20 protein-coding genes and 1 tRNA gene are annotated in these 16,553 nt (G+C 60.9%); 8 read left to right on the forward strand and 13 right to left on the reverse strand.

Translation table 11 applies throughout. The features are described from left to right. Nucleotides 1-84 precede the first annotated feature (84 nt). The 3 genes from ACR0AC_RS16930 to ACR0AC_RS16940 all read left to right on the forward strand — a co-directional run bounded on the left by ACR0AC_RS16930 (nucleotide 85) and on the right by ACR0AC_RS16940 (nucleotide 1,524). Nucleotides 85-822: an N-formylglutamate amidohydrolase gene (locus tag ACR0AC_RS16930; RefSeq protein WP_480585230.1), complete on the forward strand. Its 738-nt coding sequence runs from the start codon at nucleotides 85-87 to the stop codon at nucleotides 820-822. 69 nt (nucleotides 823-891) lie between these two features. Next, nucleotides 892-1,131, forward strand: coding sequence for a DUF6868 family protein (locus tag ACR0AC_RS16935; protein ID WP_480585227.1), 240 nt, complete (start codon nucleotides 892-894; stop codon nucleotides 1,129-1,131). Nucleotides 1,132-1,209: 78 nt separating this feature from the next. Further along, nucleotides 1,210-1,524 (forward strand): DUF1244 domain-containing protein, encoded by a 315-nt coding sequence (locus tag ACR0AC_RS16940; RefSeq protein WP_170454804.1) that lies wholly within the window; start codon nucleotides 1,210-1,212, stop codon nucleotides 1,522-1,524. A 45-nt stretch (nucleotides 1,525-1,569) separates the two neighbouring features. Here the strand turns inward: ACR0AC_RS16940 and ACR0AC_RS16945 are convergent, their stop codons facing one another. The 3 genes from ACR0AC_RS16945 to dgcN all read right to left on the reverse strand — a co-directional run bounded on the left by ACR0AC_RS16945 (nucleotide 1,570) and on the right by dgcN (nucleotide 4,484). Further along, the gene (locus ACR0AC_RS16945) at nucleotides 1,570-2,430 is read right to left on the reverse strand and encodes a D-amino-acid transaminase (protein ID WP_170520102.1); all 861 of its coding nucleotides are present in this window, start codon (nucleotides 2,428-2,430) and stop codon (nucleotides 1,570-1,572) included. 10 nt (nucleotides 2,431-2,440) lie between these two features. After that, nucleotides 2,441-3,406, reverse strand: coding sequence for an N-acetyl-D-Glu racemase DgcA (gene dgcA / locus ACR0AC_RS16950; protein ID WP_170520099.1), 966 nt, complete (start codon nucleotides 3,404-3,406; stop codon nucleotides 2,441-2,443). 76 nt (nucleotides 3,407-3,482) lie between these two features. Further along, nucleotides 3,483-4,484: an N-acetyltransferase DgcN gene (gene dgcN / locus ACR0AC_RS16955; protein ID WP_170520096.1), complete on the reverse strand. Its 1,002-nt coding sequence runs from the start codon at nucleotides 4,482-4,484 to the stop codon at nucleotides 3,483-3,485. Between the two features lie 295 nt (nucleotides 4,485-4,779). On the opposite strand from dgcN, the gene ACR0AC_RS16960 reads away from it, so the two are divergent. Further along, complete coding sequence (locus ACR0AC_RS16960) at nucleotides 4,780-5,742, forward strand: L-malyl-CoA/beta-methylmalyl-CoA lyase (RefSeq protein WP_480874969.1); 963 nt, start codon at nucleotides 4,780-4,782, stop codon at nucleotides 5,740-5,742. Between the two features lie 35 nt (nucleotides 5,743-5,777). Here the strand turns inward: ACR0AC_RS16960 and ACR0AC_RS16965 are convergent, their stop codons facing one another. Together ACR0AC_RS16965 and ACR0AC_RS16970 are read right to left on the reverse strand one after the other, a co-directional pair. Further along, nucleotides 5,778-6,356, reverse strand: coding sequence for a PA14 domain-containing protein (locus ACR0AC_RS16965; protein WP_170520094.1), 579 nt, complete (start codon nucleotides 6,354-6,356; stop codon nucleotides 5,778-5,780). Between the two features lie 117 nt (nucleotides 6,357-6,473). Continuing rightward, the gene (locus tag ACR0AC_RS16970; protein ID WP_480874972.1) at nucleotides 6,474-6,926 is read right to left on the reverse strand and encodes an Lrp/AsnC family transcriptional regulator; all 453 of its coding nucleotides are present in this window, start codon (nucleotides 6,924-6,926) and stop codon (nucleotides 6,474-6,476) included. A 73-nt stretch (nucleotides 6,927-6,999) separates the two neighbouring features. Between ACR0AC_RS16970 and ACR0AC_RS16975 the strand changes: the two genes are divergently transcribed. Further along, nucleotides 7,000-7,596 (forward strand): LysE family translocator, encoded by a 597-nt coding sequence (locus tag ACR0AC_RS16975; RefSeq protein WP_480874974.1) that lies wholly within the window; start codon nucleotides 7,000-7,002, stop codon nucleotides 7,594-7,596. On the opposite strand, the gene ACR0AC_RS16980 is transcribed toward ACR0AC_RS16975, so the two are convergent. Continuing rightward, entirely contained in the window at nucleotides 7,597-8,430 is an 834-nt protein-coding gene (locus ACR0AC_RS16980) for an AraC family transcriptional regulator (protein ID WP_480874976.1), read from the reverse strand. 121 nt (nucleotides 8,431-8,551) lie between these two features. Here ACR0AC_RS16980 and ACR0AC_RS16985 point away from each other — a divergent pair, with 121 nt between their 5' ends. Next, the gene (locus tag ACR0AC_RS16985) at nucleotides 8,552-9,514 is read left to right on the forward strand and encodes an acetyl-CoA carboxylase carboxyltransferase subunit alpha (protein WP_170454823.1); all 963 of its coding nucleotides are present in this window, start codon (nucleotides 8,552-8,554) and stop codon (nucleotides 9,512-9,514) included. Between the two features lie 4 nt (nucleotides 9,515-9,518). On the opposite strand, the gene ACR0AC_RS16990 is transcribed toward ACR0AC_RS16985, so the two are convergent. The 3 genes from ACR0AC_RS16990 to ACR0AC_RS17000 form a co-directional block, all read right to left on the reverse strand. Next, entirely contained in the window at nucleotides 9,519-10,649 is a 1,131-nt protein-coding gene (locus tag ACR0AC_RS16990) for a lytic murein transglycosylase (RefSeq protein ID WP_480874980.1), read from the reverse strand. Between the two features lie 112 nt (nucleotides 10,650-10,761). Next, nucleotides 10,762-11,409: a GntR family transcriptional regulator gene (locus ACR0AC_RS16995; RefSeq protein ID WP_170454826.1), complete on the reverse strand. Its 648-nt coding sequence runs from the start codon at nucleotides 11,407-11,409 to the stop codon at nucleotides 10,762-10,764. Between the two features lie 39 nt (nucleotides 11,410-11,448). Continuing rightward, nucleotides 11,449-12,135 carry a M48 family metallopeptidase gene (locus ACR0AC_RS17000; RefSeq protein WP_480874983.1) on the reverse strand — a complete coding sequence of 229 codons (687 nt, stop codon included), beginning with the start codon at nucleotides 12,133-12,135 and terminating at the stop codon, nucleotides 11,449-11,451. Between the two features lie 100 nt (nucleotides 12,136-12,235). Between ACR0AC_RS17000 and ACR0AC_RS17005 the strand changes: the two genes are divergently transcribed. Both ACR0AC_RS17005 and ACR0AC_RS17010 read left to right on the forward strand, forming a co-directional pair. Next, on the forward strand, nucleotides 12,236-12,562 hold the full coding sequence (locus ACR0AC_RS17005) for a TIGR02300 family protein (RefSeq protein WP_170520078.1): 327 nt from the start codon (nucleotides 12,236-12,238) through the stop codon (nucleotides 12,560-12,562). A gap of 136 nt (nucleotides 12,563-12,698) precedes the next feature. Continuing rightward, nucleotides 12,699-12,774 (forward strand) — tRNA-Ala (locus tag ACR0AC_RS17010). Between the two features lie 36 nt (nucleotides 12,775-12,810). On the opposite strand, the gene ACR0AC_RS17015 is transcribed toward ACR0AC_RS17010, so the two are convergent. The 4 genes from ACR0AC_RS17015 to ACR0AC_RS17030 all read right to left on the reverse strand — a co-directional run bounded on the left by ACR0AC_RS17015 (nucleotide 12,811) and on the right by ACR0AC_RS17030 (nucleotide 16,523). After that, the gene (locus tag ACR0AC_RS17015) at nucleotides 12,811-13,932 is read right to left on the reverse strand and encodes an alanine racemase (protein ID WP_480874986.1); all 1,122 of its coding nucleotides are present in this window, start codon (nucleotides 13,930-13,932) and stop codon (nucleotides 12,811-12,813) included. Beyond that, nucleotides 13,929-15,176 (reverse strand): D-arabinono-1,4-lactone oxidase, encoded by a 1,248-nt coding sequence (locus ACR0AC_RS17020; RefSeq protein ID WP_480874989.1) that lies wholly within the window; start codon nucleotides 15,174-15,176, stop codon nucleotides 13,929-13,931. The genes ACR0AC_RS17015 and ACR0AC_RS17020 overlap by 4 nt, the downstream gene beginning before the upstream one ends. Nucleotides 15,177-15,264: 88 nt before the next feature. Beyond that, nucleotides 15,265-15,786: a DUF2478 domain-containing protein gene (locus ACR0AC_RS17025; RefSeq protein ID WP_170454843.1), complete on the reverse strand. Its 522-nt coding sequence runs from the start codon at nucleotides 15,784-15,786 to the stop codon at nucleotides 15,265-15,267. Between the two features lie 71 nt (nucleotides 15,787-15,857). Beyond that, a complete protein-coding gene (locus tag ACR0AC_RS17030; RefSeq protein ID WP_170520071.1) occupies nucleotides 15,858-16,523 on the reverse strand; it encodes an NnrU family protein in 666 nt (221 codons plus the stop codon). Between the last annotated feature and the right edge of the window lie 30 nt (nucleotides 16,524-16,553).

A 16,553-nucleotide genomic window follows, 5' to 3' on the forward strand; every position in this document is an offset into this window, starting at 1 on the left:
GCAAACATTGCCTTGGCTGCTTATTGCGCAATTCCCTTTCCGAAGCAACTGCCATACACCTGCGGCAAACTTGATGACAGGCTTATGACGTACACTCCGTTCTTTATCCACGGCGAGGATCGCCCGTCCCGCTGGCTGATCACCTGCGACCACGCAACCAATACCGTTCCGCCCGATGTGGGTGACGGCGACCTCGGCCTGCCGCGTGAAGATATGGAGCGTCACATCGCCTATGATGTCGGTGCCTATGAGGTATCGAAACATCTGGGCGAAATCCTGAATGCGCCGGTGATCGCCGCCAATTTCTCGCGACTGGTGATCGATCCGAACCGGGGTGAGGATGACCCGACCCTGCTGATGAAGCTGTACGACGGCTCGATCATCCCGGGCAACCGCCACGCCGATGCGGCCGAGCGCGAGCGTCGCCTGAACATGTGCTACCGCCCGTATCACGAAGCGCTTGGGCGGTTGGCCGCCCTGCCCCATGCGGTTGTCGTGTCGATGCATTCCTTCACCCGCCAACTGCGTGGCCGCGACCCACGACCCTGGCATATTGGCGTACTGCACACCCCGGACGAGCGATTCGCGGGTCCTTTGATTGACCGTTTAAAGGCCGAGGACGACCTGTGCGTCGGCGTGAACGAGCCCTATACCGGGGTCCTGCCCGGTGACGCGATTGACAAGCATTGCACAACCCATGGCCGCCCCAACGCCCTGATCGAACTGCGCAATGATCTGATCGCGGATCACGCCGGGCAACGGGAATGGGCCGAGCGGCTGGCAGTTGTCCTGACGGACGCGCTGGAGGAAAGCGACCTTTAGCCTCAGATCCTCAACGGGTATTCCACTCCTGATCCTGCCTCCCCATATAATGAAGGAAAGGAGGCAGGCATGACTCAAGAGTTCCTGACAAGCTTCTTTGGCTGGATGGCGGCACTGAATATCGCCATTCTGTTGTTCACCACCATGATGATCGTCCTGATGCAGGACTGGATCGCCGGTATTCACGGTCGGATGTTCCAGATGGACCGCGCGGATGTGAAACAGGCGTATTTCCGGTATCTCGCCAATTACAAGATCCTCACCCTGATCTTCTGCATCATCCCGTGGCTGGCCCTGAAACTGGTCTGACATCCTGTTTATTGAAACATCCCCACCGGACCGCTAGGTCAGGTGTGACACGCACCAGAACCACCCGGAGCCAGACTTATGGACAAGCAAACCGAAATCGAACTTCAGGCCGCCGCCTTCCGCCGGTTGCAGCAGCACCTGATGGAAGACCGCACGGACGTACAAAACATCGACATGATGAACCTGGCCGGGTTCTGCCGAAATTGCCTGTCGCGCTGGTATCAGGAAGCGGCCAATGAAAAGGGCATCGAAATGGGCAAGGACGAGGCGCGCGAAATTTTCTACGGCATGACCATGGATGAGTGGAAAGCCAACTATCAGACCGAGGCCAGCCCCGAGAAACAGGCCGCCTTCAAGGTCGCCTTCGAGGAAAACGTCACCAAGAAAGGCTGACGCCCCCAAAACGAATAAGGCCCGCCGGATTGGCGGGCCTTTTCTTTAGATCGCCGCTTTACGGCTTTCGTCCAGATAAATCTCGCGCAGACGCTTTGCGACCGGGCCGGGCGTCCCGTCGCCCAGCGTCACGCCGTCAATCTCGATCACCGGCATGACAAAGGCGCTGGCCGAGGTGGTAAAGGCTTCGTCCGCCTCTTTGGCCTCGTCGATGGTGAACAGACGCTCTTCGATTTCCATCTGCGCCTCAGCCGCCATGCGCAGCACGGCCTTGCGGGTGATGCCGTGCAGGATGTCGTTGGACAGCGGACGGGTGACAATCTTGCCGTTCTTGACGAAAAAGGCGTTGTTGCTGGTGCCTTCGGTCACATAACCATCCTCGATCAGCCATGCATCGTCGCAGCCCGCTTTCTTGGCCATCATCTTGCCCATCGACGGGTAGAGCAGCTGCACGGTCTTGATGTCACGACGACCCCAGCGCAGGTCATCAATCGAGATGATCTTGGCACCTTTCTTGGCCGCCGGGCTATCCGCCAGACCCGGCTTGTTCTGCGTGAACAGAACGAGGCTGGGTTTGGTATCCGCCGACGGGAACACAAAATCACGGTCGCCATCCGAACCCCGGCTGACCTGCAGGTAAACCAGACCTTCCTCGATGCCGTTCAATTCAACCAGCTTGCGGTGAATTTCCAGCAGCTCTTCCTTGGAGCACGGCTCGGCCATCTCCAGCTCATCCAAGGACCGCTTGAGGCGCACGGCGTGGCCTTCGAAATCGATCAGCTTGCCGTCCAGAATGCTGGTCACTTCGTAAACGGCGTCCGCAAACAGATAACCACGGTCAAAGATCGAAACCTTGGCTTCGGTCTCGGGCAGGTATTCGCCATTCACGTAAACGGTGCGAGTCATGTATCTCTCCTTAGCCCCAAAGTGCCGCCATGGGCGGGTGCACTCCGGCATCATCAAATGTCAGCGGTGTCGCGCGGTCTTCGGCCAACAACAGCGGGCCGTCAAGGTCCGTTACCATCGCGCCCTGCGCCAACAAGGTCGCAGGGGCCATCGCCAGTGAACTGCCAACCATGCAGCCAACCATCGCGCGATAACCCTCGGCCAGCGCCGCTTCCCGCAGGGCCAGCGCCTCGGTCAGACCGCCGGTCTTGTCGAGCTTGATGTTGACCACATCATACTTGCCCTTCAGCTTCGGCAGGCTGGTCCGGTCATGGCAGGATTCATCGGCACAGACAGGCACCGGGCGCTCCATGCCGATCAGCGCGTCGTCGTCACCGGCGGGCAGAGGCTGCTCGACCAGCGCCACACCCAGACGCACCAGATGCGGTGCCAGATCGGCGTAAACCTCGGCAGACCAGCCTTCATTCGCATCCACGATGATCTTGGCATCCGGCGCGCCCGCGCGCACGGCTTCCAGCCGGGGCATGTCGTCCGGGGTGCCCAGCTTGATCTTCAACAACGGGCGATGCGCATTCTCGGCCGCCTGCTTCTGCATCGCCTCGGGCGTGTCCAGCGACAGGGTATAAGCGGTGATTTCAGCCCCCGGCACCGGCAATCCGGCCAGATCCCAGGCGCGTTTGCCCGCTCGCTTGGCCTCAAGATCCCACAGCGCGCAATCCACCGCGTTCCGCGCCGCACCCGCAGGCAACAGGTCCATCAGCGCCTGACGTGTGAACTCCGCAGGCAACCCGGCAATCTCGGCCTCAACGGACTCGAGCGTCTCGTCATACCGCGCATAGGGCACACATTCGCCCCAGCCTTCATGCGCCCCATCCGACAGCCGTACCGTCAGCACCTTTGCCTCGGTCCGCGACCCGCGCGAGATGGTGAACACCTGCGCCAGCCGGAAAACATCACGAGAGACGTCAATCTGCACGCGCCCGCTCCTTCTTCTCGTTCAAAATACGGCCGCCGGAGGCGGATCAACACCCGCCTCCGGCGCGCCGTTCAGATCACAGCGCGGCCAGCGCGTCCACCAGTTTGCCAGCACCAAAACGGTACGGGTCAGTGGCGGGCAGGCCCATTTCGGCCTCGACCTTGGCGATATAGGCCTTCGCTTCATCCTCGCTCAGGTGCTGGGTGTTGATCGACACGCCGACCACCTGACAGTCCGGGTTTGCAACCCGTGCCAGCGGCAATGCGGTATCGCGCAGCTGCGGCAGCGTCGGCAGGGAATACTCGGGCAGACCACGCATATGCGTCCGGGTGGGTTCATGGCACAGGATCAGGGCATCCGGCTGACCGCCGTGGATCAGGGCCATGGTGACACCGGAATACGAGACATGGAACAAGGACCCCTGCCCTTCGATGTGATCCCAGTGATCCTCATCATTCTCGGGCGTCAGATATTCCACCGAGCCTGCCATGAAGTCTGCAACGACGGCGTCCAGAGGCACGCCCTGACCGGTGATCAGAATGCCGGTCTGACCAGTGGCGCGGAATGTCGATTTCATACCACGGTTGCGCATTTCCGCGTCCATGGACATGGCGGTATACATCTTACCGGCCGAACAATCGGTTCCGACGGCAAGGCAGCGCTTGCCGCTGCGCTTTTTGCCATTTGCGATCGGGTATCCAACGGTCGGTACACGAACGTCGTGCAATGTGCCGCCGTGGGTCTGCGCCGCTGCGACCAGATCGCCCTCATCCCGCAGCAGGTTGTGCAGGCCCGACGCCAGATCGTAACCCATTTCCAGCGCAGCGATCAGAACCTCTTTCCAGGCCTGGCTGATCACGCCGCCACGGTTCGCAACACCGATCACCAGGGTCTTGGCACCGGCGGCCTTGCCTTCTTCCAGCGTCATGTCAGTCATGCCCAGGTCGGCCTTGCAGCCATCCATCCGCAATTGGCCAACGGCGTTCTCGGGACGCCAGTCCCGGATTCCGATTGCAACTTTGGCGGCCAGTTGGTCGGGCGCATCGCCCAAAAACAGCAGGTACGGTGTCTCGATCATTGCGGTCACTCCTTTGATTCCGACGCAAAGTAGACAAGCGCCAGTACGAGCGCTTCGCGTTTTCACCGACTAACCCCACATAGCACGCGAGGTTTTTGCGCAGTGTTCGCTGACCGCGCAAAAATATTCGAAGTTTTCAAACTGATTAAACTTTAATCACCCTTACTTCGCAGTCGAAACTGCGATTTCTGCACGCGCATTGCCGCAGGCGCACAATCCCGCTTGCGCTGATCCGCGTAATTTAATACCTCAATCGAGAGAAAAATCGCAATTTCCTTACCCACAAGAGGCCCCGATGAGTTTCCGCATTCAACCCGCCGCCCCGGCCCGCCCCAATCGCTGCCAATTGTTCGGCCCCGGATCGAACACCAAGCTGTTCCCCAAGATGGCAGCATCGGCCGCAGACGTGATCAATCTGGACCTCGAGGACTCGGTTGCCCCATCTGACAAGGACGCCGCCCGCGCAAATGTCATCGAAGCGCTGAACACCATCGACTGGGGTGGCAAGTATATGTCGGTGCGGATCAACGGGCTGGACACACCCTATTGGTACCGCGATGTCGTTGACGTTCTGGAACAGGCGGGCGACCGTCTGGACCAGATCATGATCCCCAAGGTCGGTTGCGCGGCAGATGTCTACGCCGTGGACGCGCTGGTCACTGCTATCGAGCGCGCCAAGGGCCGAACCAAGCCGATCTCGTTCGAAGTGATCATCGAATCCGCTGCAGGTATCGCCCATGTCGAAGAAATCGCCGCGTCCTCGCCCCGTATGCAAGCCATGAGCCTTGGTGCTGCGGATTTTGCAGCCTCGATGGGGATGCAGACCACTGGCATCGGCGGAACGCAGGAAAACTATTACATGCTGCGCGAGGGCGAAAAGCACTGGTCCGATCCGTGGCACTGGGCGCAGGCCGCCATCGTTGCCGCCTGCCGCGCGCACGGGGTTCTGCCGGTAGACGGGCCGTTCGGCGATTTCTCGGATGACGAAGGCTATATCGCGCAGGCCAAACGCTCGGCCACGCTGGGTATGGTTGGCAAATGGGCGATCCACCCCAAACAGATCGCTTTGGCCAATCAGGTCTTCACCCCGTCGGATGAGGCTGTCTCGGAAGCGCGCGAGATTCTGGCCGCGATGGAACAGGCCAAGGCCAATGGCGAAGGGGCCACAGTTTACAAAGGCCGTCTTGTCGACATCGCTTCAATCAAACAGGCCGAAGTCATCGTGGCACAGGCCGAGCTGATCGCGGCCAACGGCTGACCAGATTGAAAAAGGCGCCAGATCTGGCGCCTTTTTTACCGGCCAAACACGTTGTTTGGCGTCCAGGTGAACCGATCACCCTGTTTGCCCCATTTCATCATCAGGCAGGATGTGCCGTATTTCTGGAAATACTTGATCTTCAGCGGATACCACCCGGCTTGTGGGACTTCGACCGCTGTTCTTTGGTTGGCCTCACAGCCCTGACGCCCGTTGACATAACCGATCTGTTGCCCGCCAACCCAGGCGTCGATGCCGTCATTCGACCAGGTTTCCAGTTCATATACACCCGGTGAATCGAACCGAATATAGCCCGAAACTTCAGCCGCCACGTTATAGGCTTCGTTGAACGTCAGAACCGGATCGCCTTCGGTGGTATCGCGATAGTCCAATCCCCGCAAAGGTTGACCGGGCTTTGCCTTCTTCAGCAAAAAGTCCACTTTGGACAGGTTCTGGATTTTGCGCGGCGGGTTCCCCTCCCACGCGTATTTGACGTCCAGCCCTGCCTTTGGACTGGGCTGAGGGCTTGCGGGCTGCAGCTTCAGCGGTGCCGCCAGCGCAGCCCCGGCGATCAAAACGGCGGCAGCCGCAATCGCACCTGTACGAAAGAGTTTCATCATCATCTCCCTGTGTGCGCCGCGTTTGTTTGGTATTTTGGTCTACGGCATCATTACCGTCACACTAGGATGTGAATTTTTACCCTGCAAGAGCGTGAATCTTCACAATGTGGCCGCTCAGGCCCGCAAATCCTTGGGCGACCCCATAACCACATAGGACGTGATCGAGGTGACATGGGGCAGCGTTCCCAGCACATCGGTATGGAAGGTCTTATAGGATGGAAGGTCGGCGCATTCGACGCGCAGCAGGTATTCGATCGTGCCGGTGATGTTGTGGCATTCGACCACTTCGGGAGCGCGTTGCAAAGCCCGTTCGAACCCTTCCTGCGCGGCCTTGGTATGTTCGCCCAGCCCAACGCCGATATAGGCCACGAACCCCTTGCCCAGTGCGACCGGGTCCAGAACGGCGCGGTAACCGGTGATCACTCCGGCCCTTTCCAATTCCTGCACCCGGCGCAGACAGGCAGAGGGGGACAGGCCCACGCGATCCGCCAGTTCCAGATTGCTGATCCGCCCATCTGCGGTCAGTTCACGCAATATATAGCGGTTTATCTGATCCATCTTGGTCACTAATTGTGAAAATAAACAAGATGCGCACCAAAACGCAATTTCATTTGCCGCTTTTGGCGCAAAAATTCGCCCCATGACTTACGACATCCTTCTGGCCCTGATTGTGTTTGCCTTCGTATCCTCGATCACTCCGGGGCCGAATAACCTGATGCTGATGGCGTCAGGGGCCAATTTCGGCTTTCGCCGCTCGATCCCGCATATGCTGGGGATCGGGCTTGGCTTTACCTTCATGGTCCTGCTTGTCGGCGCGGGGCTGGTGCAGATGTTCAACCAATACCCGGCCAGCTACACGGTGCTGAAGGTCGCCTCGGTGGCGTATCTGCTGTATCTGGCCTGGAAAGTCGCACATGCCGCGCCCGCCGGTGGGAAGGCCGAAGTCGGCACTCCAATGACGTTCCTGCAGGCCGCCGCGTTTCAGTGGGTCAACCCAAAAGCCTGGGCCATGGCACTGACCGCGACCACGGCTTACGCGCCCGATCAGACACTGAACGTGATCGTTATCGTCGCGCTGGTGTTCGGCGCGGTCAATTTGCCCTCGGTCAGCACCTGGACCCTGCTGGGCCAGCAAATGGCGCGGTTCCTGACGAATCCGCGCCGGTTGTTGGTTTTCAATTGGACCATGGCAGCACTGCTGGTCGCCTCGCTGTATCCGGTCCTGTGGCCAAGCTGATCACTTCAGGGGAAGACAGATCTCGGTCAGCAACTCTTCGGGCGGGGTTTCGCGCGGATCGTTGAGGTAGATTTCATAGCATGGCTGATCCGCAGGCTCTTCGCCGGATTCGGGCAACCAGTTGCCGAACAGGCTGTGATAGGCGGCCTCGATCCCGGAATAAGGGCCTTTGTGGGTCAGCACCGCGGTCTTCCCGCCGGGGATTTGCATGTCCTCCATGCCTTGGGGCGTCTCATCGCCCCGGAATTCAGCCCCGGCATAGCTGCGCAACTGATCCTCGGGCACGTCCTCGGGGCTGTCGAGATACAGCGCCAGAACCGGGCCGATCTGCGGCCAGAGCTGGCGGGATTCGCACAAGGCACCAAAGGCCTCGAAACTCTTGCCGATTTCGGAATAGGCCCCCTTGTGGGGCAGCGCGATCACACGGCGGGCGGGTTCGGTACGGGTTGTCACGGGATGCATCGGGTATCCTCCGGTTCTAAAGTTGGGATGAGCCGGCAGAAACTGCCCCGCCTTGCGAAAGGCACCGGGGCTGCTGCCATAGGCCTCGGTAAAGGCCCGCGCAAATGAGCTTGGGTTGGGATAGCCAACGGTTGCCGCGACCTGGGCCACCGGTGTGTCGGTTCGCACCAACAGCGTCGCCGCGCGGTGCAGCCGCAGGCGGCGTACAGCCTGCGCGCAGGTCTCGCCGGTCAGGGCGCGAAACACGCGGTGCCAGTGAAACCGGGACATGGCGGCGACATCGGCCAGCGCGTCCAGTGACAGATCCACGGCAGGGTTGTCGTGGATATAGCTCAGCACGCGCAGAACCCGGTCTTCGTAGCTGGTTGCCATCGGCATCCTTCCTTCTCATTGCTTTCCTCAGCTTGCATATTCACGGCCCACAAATCTTGCTGAGTTGCATCCGGGGCGACGTCAGGTCATATAGCAGGGAACTTCCGCGTTGAGAGGCGTCATGACCCAGTATCTGGATTTCGAAAAACCACTGGCCGAGATCGAAGGCAAAGCTGAAGAGCTGCGCGCATTGGCCCGTGCCAATGAAGAAATGGACGTGAGCGAAGAAGCCGCCGCGCTGGACGCCAAGGCCGCCAAGCTGCTGGATGAACTGTATGCCGATCTGACCCCGTGGCGGAAATGTCAGGTGGCGCGCCACCCCGAACGGCCCCATTGCCAGGACTATGTCAAAGAGCTGTTCACCGAATTCACGCCGCTGGCGGGCGACCGGAACTTTGCCGACGATCTGGCGGTGATCGGCGGGCTGGCCCGGTTCAACGACCAGCCGGTGATGGTGATCGGCCATGAAAAGGGCAGCGACACCAAATCGCGGATCGAACGGAATTTCGGCATGGCCCGGCCCGAAGGCTATCGCAAGGCCGTGCGCCTGATGGAGATGGCCGGACGGTTTGGTCTGCCAGTGATCACCCTGATCGACACGGCGGGCGCCTATCCCGGCAAAGGCGCCGAGGAACGCGGCCAGTCCGAGGCCATCGCGCGTTCGACCGAAATGTGTCTGAAAATCGGTGTGCCGCTAGTATCGGTCATTATCGGCGAAGGTGGGTCCGGCGGGGCTGTGGCCTTTGCGACCGCCAACCGTGTCGCGATGCTGGAACATTCGGTCTATTCGGTGATCTCACCCGAAGGCTGCGCCTCGATCCTGTGGAAAGACGCCGAGAAGATGCGCGAAGCCGCCGAGGCGCTGCGCCTGACAGCGCAGGACCTGCACAAGCTGGGTGTCTGCGACCGGATCATCCCCGAGCCCAAAGGCGGGGCCCATCGCGGTCGCCCCGAGGCGGTTGAATCGGTGCGCGAAGCCATCGCCGCCATGCTGAAAGAGCTGGACGGCAAAGATGCAGCGGCCCTGATCAAGGACCGCCGTCAGAAATTCCTGGATATCGGGTCGAAAGGGCTGGCGGCGTAAACCGTCAACCGCCCAAACGACGCAGTAGGTCAACCGATGGCTCGCCGGTCACAGGCAGGCCATTGGCGCGTTGATAGCCGCTGATGGCGGATTTGGTGTTGTTCCCGATCACCCCATCCGCGCCCTGCGTGTCATACCCGGCCGAGGTCAGGCGGCGTTGCAGGTCTTTGCGGTCCTCCAGCGTCAGACCCGTGGCATCCGGCCCGAATGAGGCCTGAAACGGCGCGCCTCCGGCGATCCGGTCCGACAGGTGCCCCACGCCAATCGCATAGCTGTCCGAGTTGTTATACCGCTTGATAACATTGAAATTGCGGAACACGGCGATGCGTGGCCCCGGCACTTGCGGTTGCAGCACTGCAACCGGCGTACCCGACACGGTGCCGACCTCGCCACCCCAAGGCTGGCCGCGCACCCAACCGGCACGGGATAAATAGGCCGCTGTCGAGGCCAAAGAATCCGTCGGATCCTCGGACCAGATATCGCGCCGACCGTCGCCGGTGAAATCCACCGCATAGGCCAGATACGAGGTTGGGATGAACTGCGTATGCCCCATCGCCCCGGCCCAGCTGCCGGTCATGTTGGCGGGCGAGGTGTCGCCCTCCTGAATGATCTTCAGGGCTGCGACCAGTTGCTTTTCGAAAAATTCGCCGCGCCGCCCCTCATACGCCAAGGTGGACGTGGCCGAAATCACCGGCACGTCGCCGCGCCGCGCGCCGTATCGGCTTTCCAAACCCCAGACGGCCACGACAACCTTCTTGTCGACACCGTACTGCGCCTCGATCTGCGACAGCGTCCCATTGTACCGCTGCAACATCTGCCGCCCGGTGCTGATGCGTTCGTCCGAGGCGGCGATGGCCAGATAATCCTCAAGCGAGCGCTTGAATTCCACCTGATTGCGGTCGCGCTCGATCACGCCGGGCAAATAGCCCGCACCCTGAAAGGCCCGATTTATGGTCGTCTGGGAAATCCCCTGCGACGCGGCACGCGATTTGAAATTGGCCACCCAGGCATCGTAGCCCGCATTCGGCACCGACTGCATACGCGACGCAGGCGCACGGGATGGCGCACCCCCGTCGCTGCACCCGGCCAATATTGCCGCGCCAAGGCCAATGGAAAAGCTCCGTCGATTGATCATGACTGAAATCTGCTCTTGTTTGTGATTTGCCTCAGCCTAGCGCAGACCGGACGCGCAAACCAGAACGACCGAGAGTGGCTGCCGCCAAATCGACGCTTCGGCGGTTCGCCGCTTAAGCAACCAGCAACCGCAACCCCTGTGTTACGTCGGAGCGCACGGCAAGGCGCAACCCCGGCTCGTCCCCGGCCTTCAGCGCGGCGATGATCAGCTTGTGATAATGCGGCGGCTCGGTGCGCCGAAGCCGCCCGTACAAGGACCGCATGGTGGGGCCAAGTTGCAGCCAGACCGTCTCGGCCATGGCCAACATCGCGGGGGCCTGCGCGCGCAGATACAGCGTCCTGTGAAACTCCAGATTCGACCGGATATATCCAACCGCGTCGCGCTTGGTCACCATTTCGGCGACGGTCATGTTGATGGTCTGCAACCGGTCGATCAGCGCGATATGGGCACGCGGCAGGGCACGGCTGGCCAGTTCCACCTCAAGCAACGCGCGCAATGCAGCCAGTTCCTCGATCCGGTCATTCGTCAGTTCCGGCGTCGAAACCCGCCCCGATGAGGACAGAAACAACGCCCCTTCCGCCGCCAGACGGCGCACCGCCTCGCGCGCAGGCGTCATCGAGACATCGAACTCCTTGCCGATCCCACGCAAGGTCAGCGCCTCGCCGGGGGCGATCTCTCCGTGCAGGATACGGGACCGCAGGGTGCGATACACCCGGTCATGGGTTGCGATATGCGAGTCGGTCGGGCGTGTGGCTAACATGGTCTCATGTGATCACAAAAACCTGCGGGGTCAACTCGGCTACGCGTCAAAGCGGTATCTGTGCAGCATCGCTCCGTTTTCACGCAACCACCGGCGCGGGGCATCATAGGGGCCAAAAATACGTTCGACCTGCGCCCAGAAGGCGGGCGAATGGTTCATCTCGGCCAAATGCGCCACCTCATGCGCGGCGACATAGTGCAGAACATCGGACGGCGCGAGGATCAGGCGCCAGGAAAACATCAACCCGCCATGCGAACTGCACGACCCCCAGCGGGATCGCGTATCCCGCAGCGTCAGACTGGTGTACGAGCGCCCCAGAATGGCGGCGTAATCGTCGCAGGCCCCAGTCAGCCGATCCCGCGCAAGCTCTTTCAAAAACCGGGCCAGTCGCCGCCCCTCGGCCCCGTCAGGCACGGCCACCGCATCTGTGCTCAGCACCACCCGCCGCCCCGGCGCGGGCACGATTCGACGCTCGGTGCCTTCGATCCAGATCACACCGCCCAGACGCACCTGTTCCAGATCGGGCTGCCCTGCCAGATGTTGCCGGATCCATTCCTCTTTGCTGCGCGCGAAACTCAACGCCTCGGCCTCGGGCACGCCTTGCGGATAGGTCAGGGTAACCCGCCCGTCCAATTGGGAAATCCGCAGGCTGATCCGCCGCGCCCGCGGCGATCTGCGCAGGGTCAGCGGCACCGGCGGCGTTCCCGGCAAAGCGTGTTCTCCCATATCCCGACCTCTTCCGCGCAAAGGCTTTGACAGTGCCCGCCGCCTGTGGCAGGTGAACTGAATCTTTTAGACGACTCACCTGATATCAAGGGGATTTGACATGCCCAAGGAAGAATGGGGCGTAAAGCGCGTTTGCCCGACCACCGGTAAGCGATTTTATGACCTGAACAAGGACCCGATCGTCAGCCCCTACACGGGCGAGATCGTGGAGCTTGAAACCGGCAAAAGCCGGATGATTGCTGCCGATGCCGAGGACGCAGCGACCGCGAAAGCACGCGAAAACGCATCCGAGGATGATCTGGTTCTGGATGATGACGACAATGTCGACGTGGATCTGGACGACGATCTGCTGGACGATGATGACGACAACAACGATGACGTCTCGCTGGACGACATCAAGGACATGTCATCAGAAGACGAAAACTGATCTTAAGGCGGCCCTAGGCCGCCTTGGTTCTTTGTGCGGATGGCCACGGAAAGTTTTTGCACAATTCCATTTTTGGACTTGCACTCCCCGCCGTCGTCTCATAAACGTCCGCCCACTGCTTCGGCAGTACCCGGATGGGGCCTTAGCTCAGTTGGGAGAGCGCTTGCATGGCATGCAAGAGGTCAGGGGTTCGACTCCCCTAGGCTCCACCAAATCTACCTGGATTTGCAGTCTAACAAGACCACCCATCAATTCGGCAAGGTTTGCCACTCGTCGACTACAGCGTCGCCGCCTACCGCCAGGATTGTACCGAACTGGTTCAGAACAGCCTCGCTTTGGCTGGGGCGCAGCAGCGCAATGTCGCCGGGTTGGGCGGTGCTTGTGGCTGGTCCTGTCCAAACCTCCTGATTGCTGGAGCGGCCAAAGATCGAGGAGTAGGCGAACCCCTGTGGATGCACCGGGTGTGCGAGGTAGTGACCGCCAAACACGGCGATATCGGTTTTGCGACGGGGCAGAAAATCCAGTCCGGGCAACCCGTTGCCGGGCATGGTTTTGAGAATTGGTGTGCCGATAAACGCCGCTGGCTGAAAGGCACGGGTTGCGCTGTGGTCGAAATCCGAGGGTTTGACCAGAACCGAGCCAAAGGCGACCTCGGTCGCTGAACTGTCCGAGGCATAGGTCTGGAACGTCAGGCTGCCCCCGGTATTCAGGCACAGGTCTGCGCCTTGATCCGGCAGTGCGGCGACCGCGCAGCGAAAGGTCTGGGCCGAGGCGCGGGCCGCTCTGTTTCTCAGAAAGCCTGGCAGTTTCGCCAGATGGGCCTCATAGCCCATCACACCGCTCAGCCGTGCCAAGGGATGCGCTTGGATGCCCTTGGCGACCTCGGCGACCTGCTCGGGCGTCAGACCGCCGCGATGCAGACCGATGTCGAGTTCCAGCGACAGGCGGAGCCGGGACTGGGTCTGATCGGCAAGGGCCAGATACTCACGCAACCGGTCGGGCGTATCGATCAGCCATTGCACCCGCTCCGCCGCGTCAGGACAGGACGCCAGGACACGGGCGGCGGATCGAACCGGCAGAGGCTTTCCGCTCAGGTGATCCGTTCCGCTTTCTGCTTTCAGCAAAGCCGTCAGCATCGGCGCAGAGAACGTCATCAGGCCCGAGGTTGGGATCAGGCCCCTGATATGATCCAAAAGCGGCAGGCAGGGCAGAGATTTGGCCACCAGTCGCCGATCCAGCGCAGCATCCGCGCCAGCATCGGCGGCTGCGCAATTCGCCTCTAACCGGTCCAGATCGACGGCCACAACGGGCTGATCTACGCCATGTTTGTGCAGCGTTTCGGACAATCGTTTTAGATACGGATCGCTCATGGCCGGAACAGCCGCGCCAATGCGGGTGTCAGGAATTTATCCTGCGGGTCCAGCTGCGCGCGCAAGGCGCAGAAGCGGTCGAAATCCGGATAAAGCCCGGACAGGTCCTTGTAGGTCAGGCTGTGCATCTTGCCCCAATGCGGCCTGCCCCCGGCCTCAAGGAACAGCGGTTCCAGCGCATTGAAGTACCGGCTGTGATCTTGATCCGCATCCGTGTGAACCGCGACCGAGATCCGGGGGCCGCCCTGAAATGGAGACAGACACGCAGTATCTCCGGCGGTTTGCCGAACCTCGATCGGGAAATAGATGTCCTTGTGATCCCGTTCCAGCCTGCGAAATACTTCGTTCAGCACGTCACCGGCAGTATCGGGCGGCAGATGATATTCCATTTCCTTGAAACGAATATGTCTGTCGCTGCACAGAACCTTCCAGCTTTCACCAACATAGTCCTCGTCGGACTGCGCCAGCGTCAGCAGTTTCAACAGCGCGGATCGCAGGCCTGCGCTGAAGCGGCCCGCATTCCGGGCAAGTTTCAGCACCTTGACTGCGATCATATCCAGATCGCGCGGCGCCTTGCTTTCCGGACCATCAACAACGGCATGCCTCAGTTCGACCGCCTTGCCGGTGAAGGGGATGTAGAAGAATTCGAAATTACGGTTCTCGGCCCAGTTCTGGTGCATATTGGCCAGACACTCTGACAAATCGGTCAGGGTCACGCGTCGGCGCAGGTTGTATTTGGGCACGACATTGATGCGTGCTTCGGTCAGCACCCCAAGCAGGCCAAGCGATACCTGTATCATTTCCAGCGGCACGTCACCCGTGGTCAAGATCTCTCCGCCTGCGCTGATCAAACGGGCATCGGTGATCTCGGCCGACAAACAGGGCAAGCTGCGCCCGGTGCCGTGGGTCGCGGTTGCGGTTGCACCGGCCAGAGACTGCGCGTTGATGTCACCGAGATTGCGAAAGGCCAGACCCTGTTGACCCAGTGCGGGCGACAGGTCGCGCAGGCGGGCGTTGGCGTTCACCCAGACCTGACCATCCTTAGCGTCGCCGACTGCGGGCAGGTTCAGGTTTGACAGGTCCAGAATTCTGTCGGCCCCGGCCACAATGGGCGTAAACGAATGCCCGGCCCCGACCACACGCAGGCTTTCGGGCGCGGATACCGCCTGCTGCAACTCTGCAAGCGTTTCGGGGCGCGCGACGTTGATCTTGGCGCTTTCGTTCCCTGCCCAGTTTGACCACATGCTCCTGCTCCTCCGTTGCAAGAGGATTGCAGCCAGCAGACTGTAAAACAAGTCAGGGAATCAGCGCGTTACGCTACGTGACCCGCACCTAAGCCGCGTTGGCCCGCTGCGCTGAGACGCGCTTGAACCACTCGGACACGGCGGTCAGGTCCGGGGCCAGCTGCTCGGCCTCGCCATCCGTGAACTCTTGAAACTTTTCGCTGTTCATCCCATTCACACCGACCAGAACCGGGATGTCCTGCGCCAATGCCTCGGCAATCACAGGGCGGAACCCACGGCCATCAGCTTCATGCTTGCCGAACTTGTTGATGATCAATAGCTGCGGCGCATCCGACAGCGAGGCGGTGACATAGCCAACCGCCTGTTCCAGCGCCGCCGGGTCCAGACGACACCCACGGGATTCGGTCCCCAAGGATTGGGAAATCCGGATTGTCTCACCTTCCGGCAACACGCGCACATCCATGTCGCATTTGCTGCTGTCAGCGCATTCCGTGTTGGTCTGGACAACGCCTGCCAGCTTCGCGCCCGATGCCAGCAGGTGCTCTGCCACTGCGCTCAGCAAGCGGTCGGTTGCGCCGCGATCGGTGGTTGTGACATAGGCCAGATTCATCTTTGGACCCCCGTGGGATGAGTTTCAGAGTTTCAAATAGCACGCCGACTGCGGCTCGACCACTCCCGGCGTCAGGGAAGCGGCGACAGACCGGTCACGAGAGGGTGTAGCACAAGCAGCACCGCATAGGCCGCAACCGCGCTCACCCACACCCAAGGCCCGGGCCAAGGGCGGGGCGCGCGCAGCGACAGGCGCGCGGTATTGCGCGACAGGCGCACCCACTCTGGCCCCATTTCTCGGGCCTTGCGGCGATCGATCAGGGCCATTCCCATCAGCGCGAACCCGGCAAACAACCCAAAAAGGATCACATGGGACAGGCTGCCATTGGCGACCAGATGCGCGGCGGCCCACAGCATCAGGGCGGCAAGGATGGGATGGCGCGTGGTGCGCAGAATACCCGGGCATTCGGGGTCAAACCTGCGCGTACCCATGCCACCAAACGAGAACGGGTTTTCGATACTCAAACCGGCGACTGCCAGCCAGCACACAAGCGGCATGACCAACATCGGAACCCATCGCAGGGCCTGCGCCGGTGGGATGATCTCGACATAAGGCGCGTTTGCGGCGGCTATGATCAGCCAGATCAGCACTGCGACGGACAACAACGAATAAGCGGCGAAATAGGCCCGCCGCCCCATCGCATCGATCAGCCATCCACGAACGGGTGGGCGCACGGGTATGACGTGGCTGAGCAGAAATACTGTCAACGCTGCTATGAAGATGCCCCATCCGGCCATTTCGATCTCCGAACCTGTTTTCTGGAATTG

The organism is Ruegeria sp. H7 (assembly GCF_056532945.1).

Excerpts from the sequence above, each read along its gene's own strand:
- ACR0AC_RS16930 (WP_480585230.1), top strand. The coding sequence starts at position 85 with ATGACGTACACTCCGTTCTTTATCCACGGCGAGGATCGCCCGTCCCGC.
- ACR0AC_RS17000 (WP_480874983.1), bottom strand. The coding sequence starts at position 12,135 with ATGGGAGAACACGCTTTGCCGGGAACGCCGCCGGTGCCGCTGACCCTG.
- ACR0AC_RS16945 (WP_170520102.1), bottom strand. The coding sequence starts at position 2,430 with ATGACTCGCACCGTTTACGTGAATGGCGAATACCTGCCCGAGACCGAA.
- ACR0AC_RS16965 (WP_170520094.1), bottom strand. The coding sequence starts at position 6,356 with ATGAAACTCTTTCGTACAGGTGCGATTGCGGCTGCCGCCGTTTTGATC.
- ACR0AC_RS16960 (WP_480874969.1), top strand. The coding sequence starts at position 4,780 with ATGAGTTTCCGCATTCAACCCGCCGCCCCGGCCCGCCCCAATCGCTGC.
- ACR0AC_RS16980 (WP_480874976.1), bottom strand. The coding sequence starts at position 8,430 with ATGGCAACCAGCTACGAAGACCGGGTTCTGCGCGTGCTGAGCTATATC.
- ACR0AC_RS17015 (WP_480874986.1), bottom strand. The coding sequence starts at position 13,932 with ATGAGCGATCCGTATCTAAAACGATTGTCCGAAACGCTGCACAAACAT.
- ACR0AC_RS17025 (WP_170454843.1), bottom strand. The coding sequence starts at position 15,786 with ATGAATCTGGCCTATGTCACAACCACCGATCGCGGCGCAACCGACCGC.
- ACR0AC_RS17020 (WP_480874989.1), bottom strand. The coding sequence starts at position 15,176 with ATGTGGTCAAACTGGGCAGGGAACGAAAGCGCCAAGATCAACGTCGCG.
- ACR0AC_RS16990 (WP_480874980.1), bottom strand. The coding sequence starts at position 10,649 with ATGATCAATCGACGGAGCTTTTCCATTGGCCTTGGCGCGGCAATATTG.
- ACR0AC_RS17030 (WP_170520071.1), bottom strand. The coding sequence starts at position 16,523 with ATGGCCGGATGGGGCATCTTCATAGCAGCGTTGACAGTATTTCTGCTC.
- ACR0AC_RS16995 (WP_170454826.1), bottom strand. The coding sequence starts at position 11,409 with ATGTTAGCCACACGCCCGACCGACTCGCATATCGCAACCCATGACCGG.
- ACR0AC_RS16975 (WP_480874974.1), top strand. The coding sequence starts at position 7,000 with ATGACTTACGACATCCTTCTGGCCCTGATTGTGTTTGCCTTCGTATCC.
- ACR0AC_RS16985 (WP_170454823.1), top strand. The coding sequence starts at position 8,552 with ATGACCCAGTATCTGGATTTCGAAAAACCACTGGCCGAGATCGAAGGC.
- dgcN (WP_170520096.1), bottom strand. The coding sequence starts at position 4,484 with ATGATCGAGACACCGTACCTGCTGTTTTTGGGCGATGCGCCCGACCAA.
- ACR0AC_RS16935 (WP_480585227.1), top strand. The coding sequence starts at position 892 with ATGACTCAAGAGTTCCTGACAAGCTTCTTTGGCTGGATGGCGGCACTG.
- ACR0AC_RS16940 (WP_170454804.1), top strand. The coding sequence starts at position 1,210 with ATGGACAAGCAAACCGAAATCGAACTTCAGGCCGCCGCCTTCCGCCGG.
- ACR0AC_RS17005 (WP_170520078.1), top strand. The coding sequence starts at position 12,236 with ATGCCCAAGGAAGAATGGGGCGTAAAGCGCGTTTGCCCGACCACCGGT.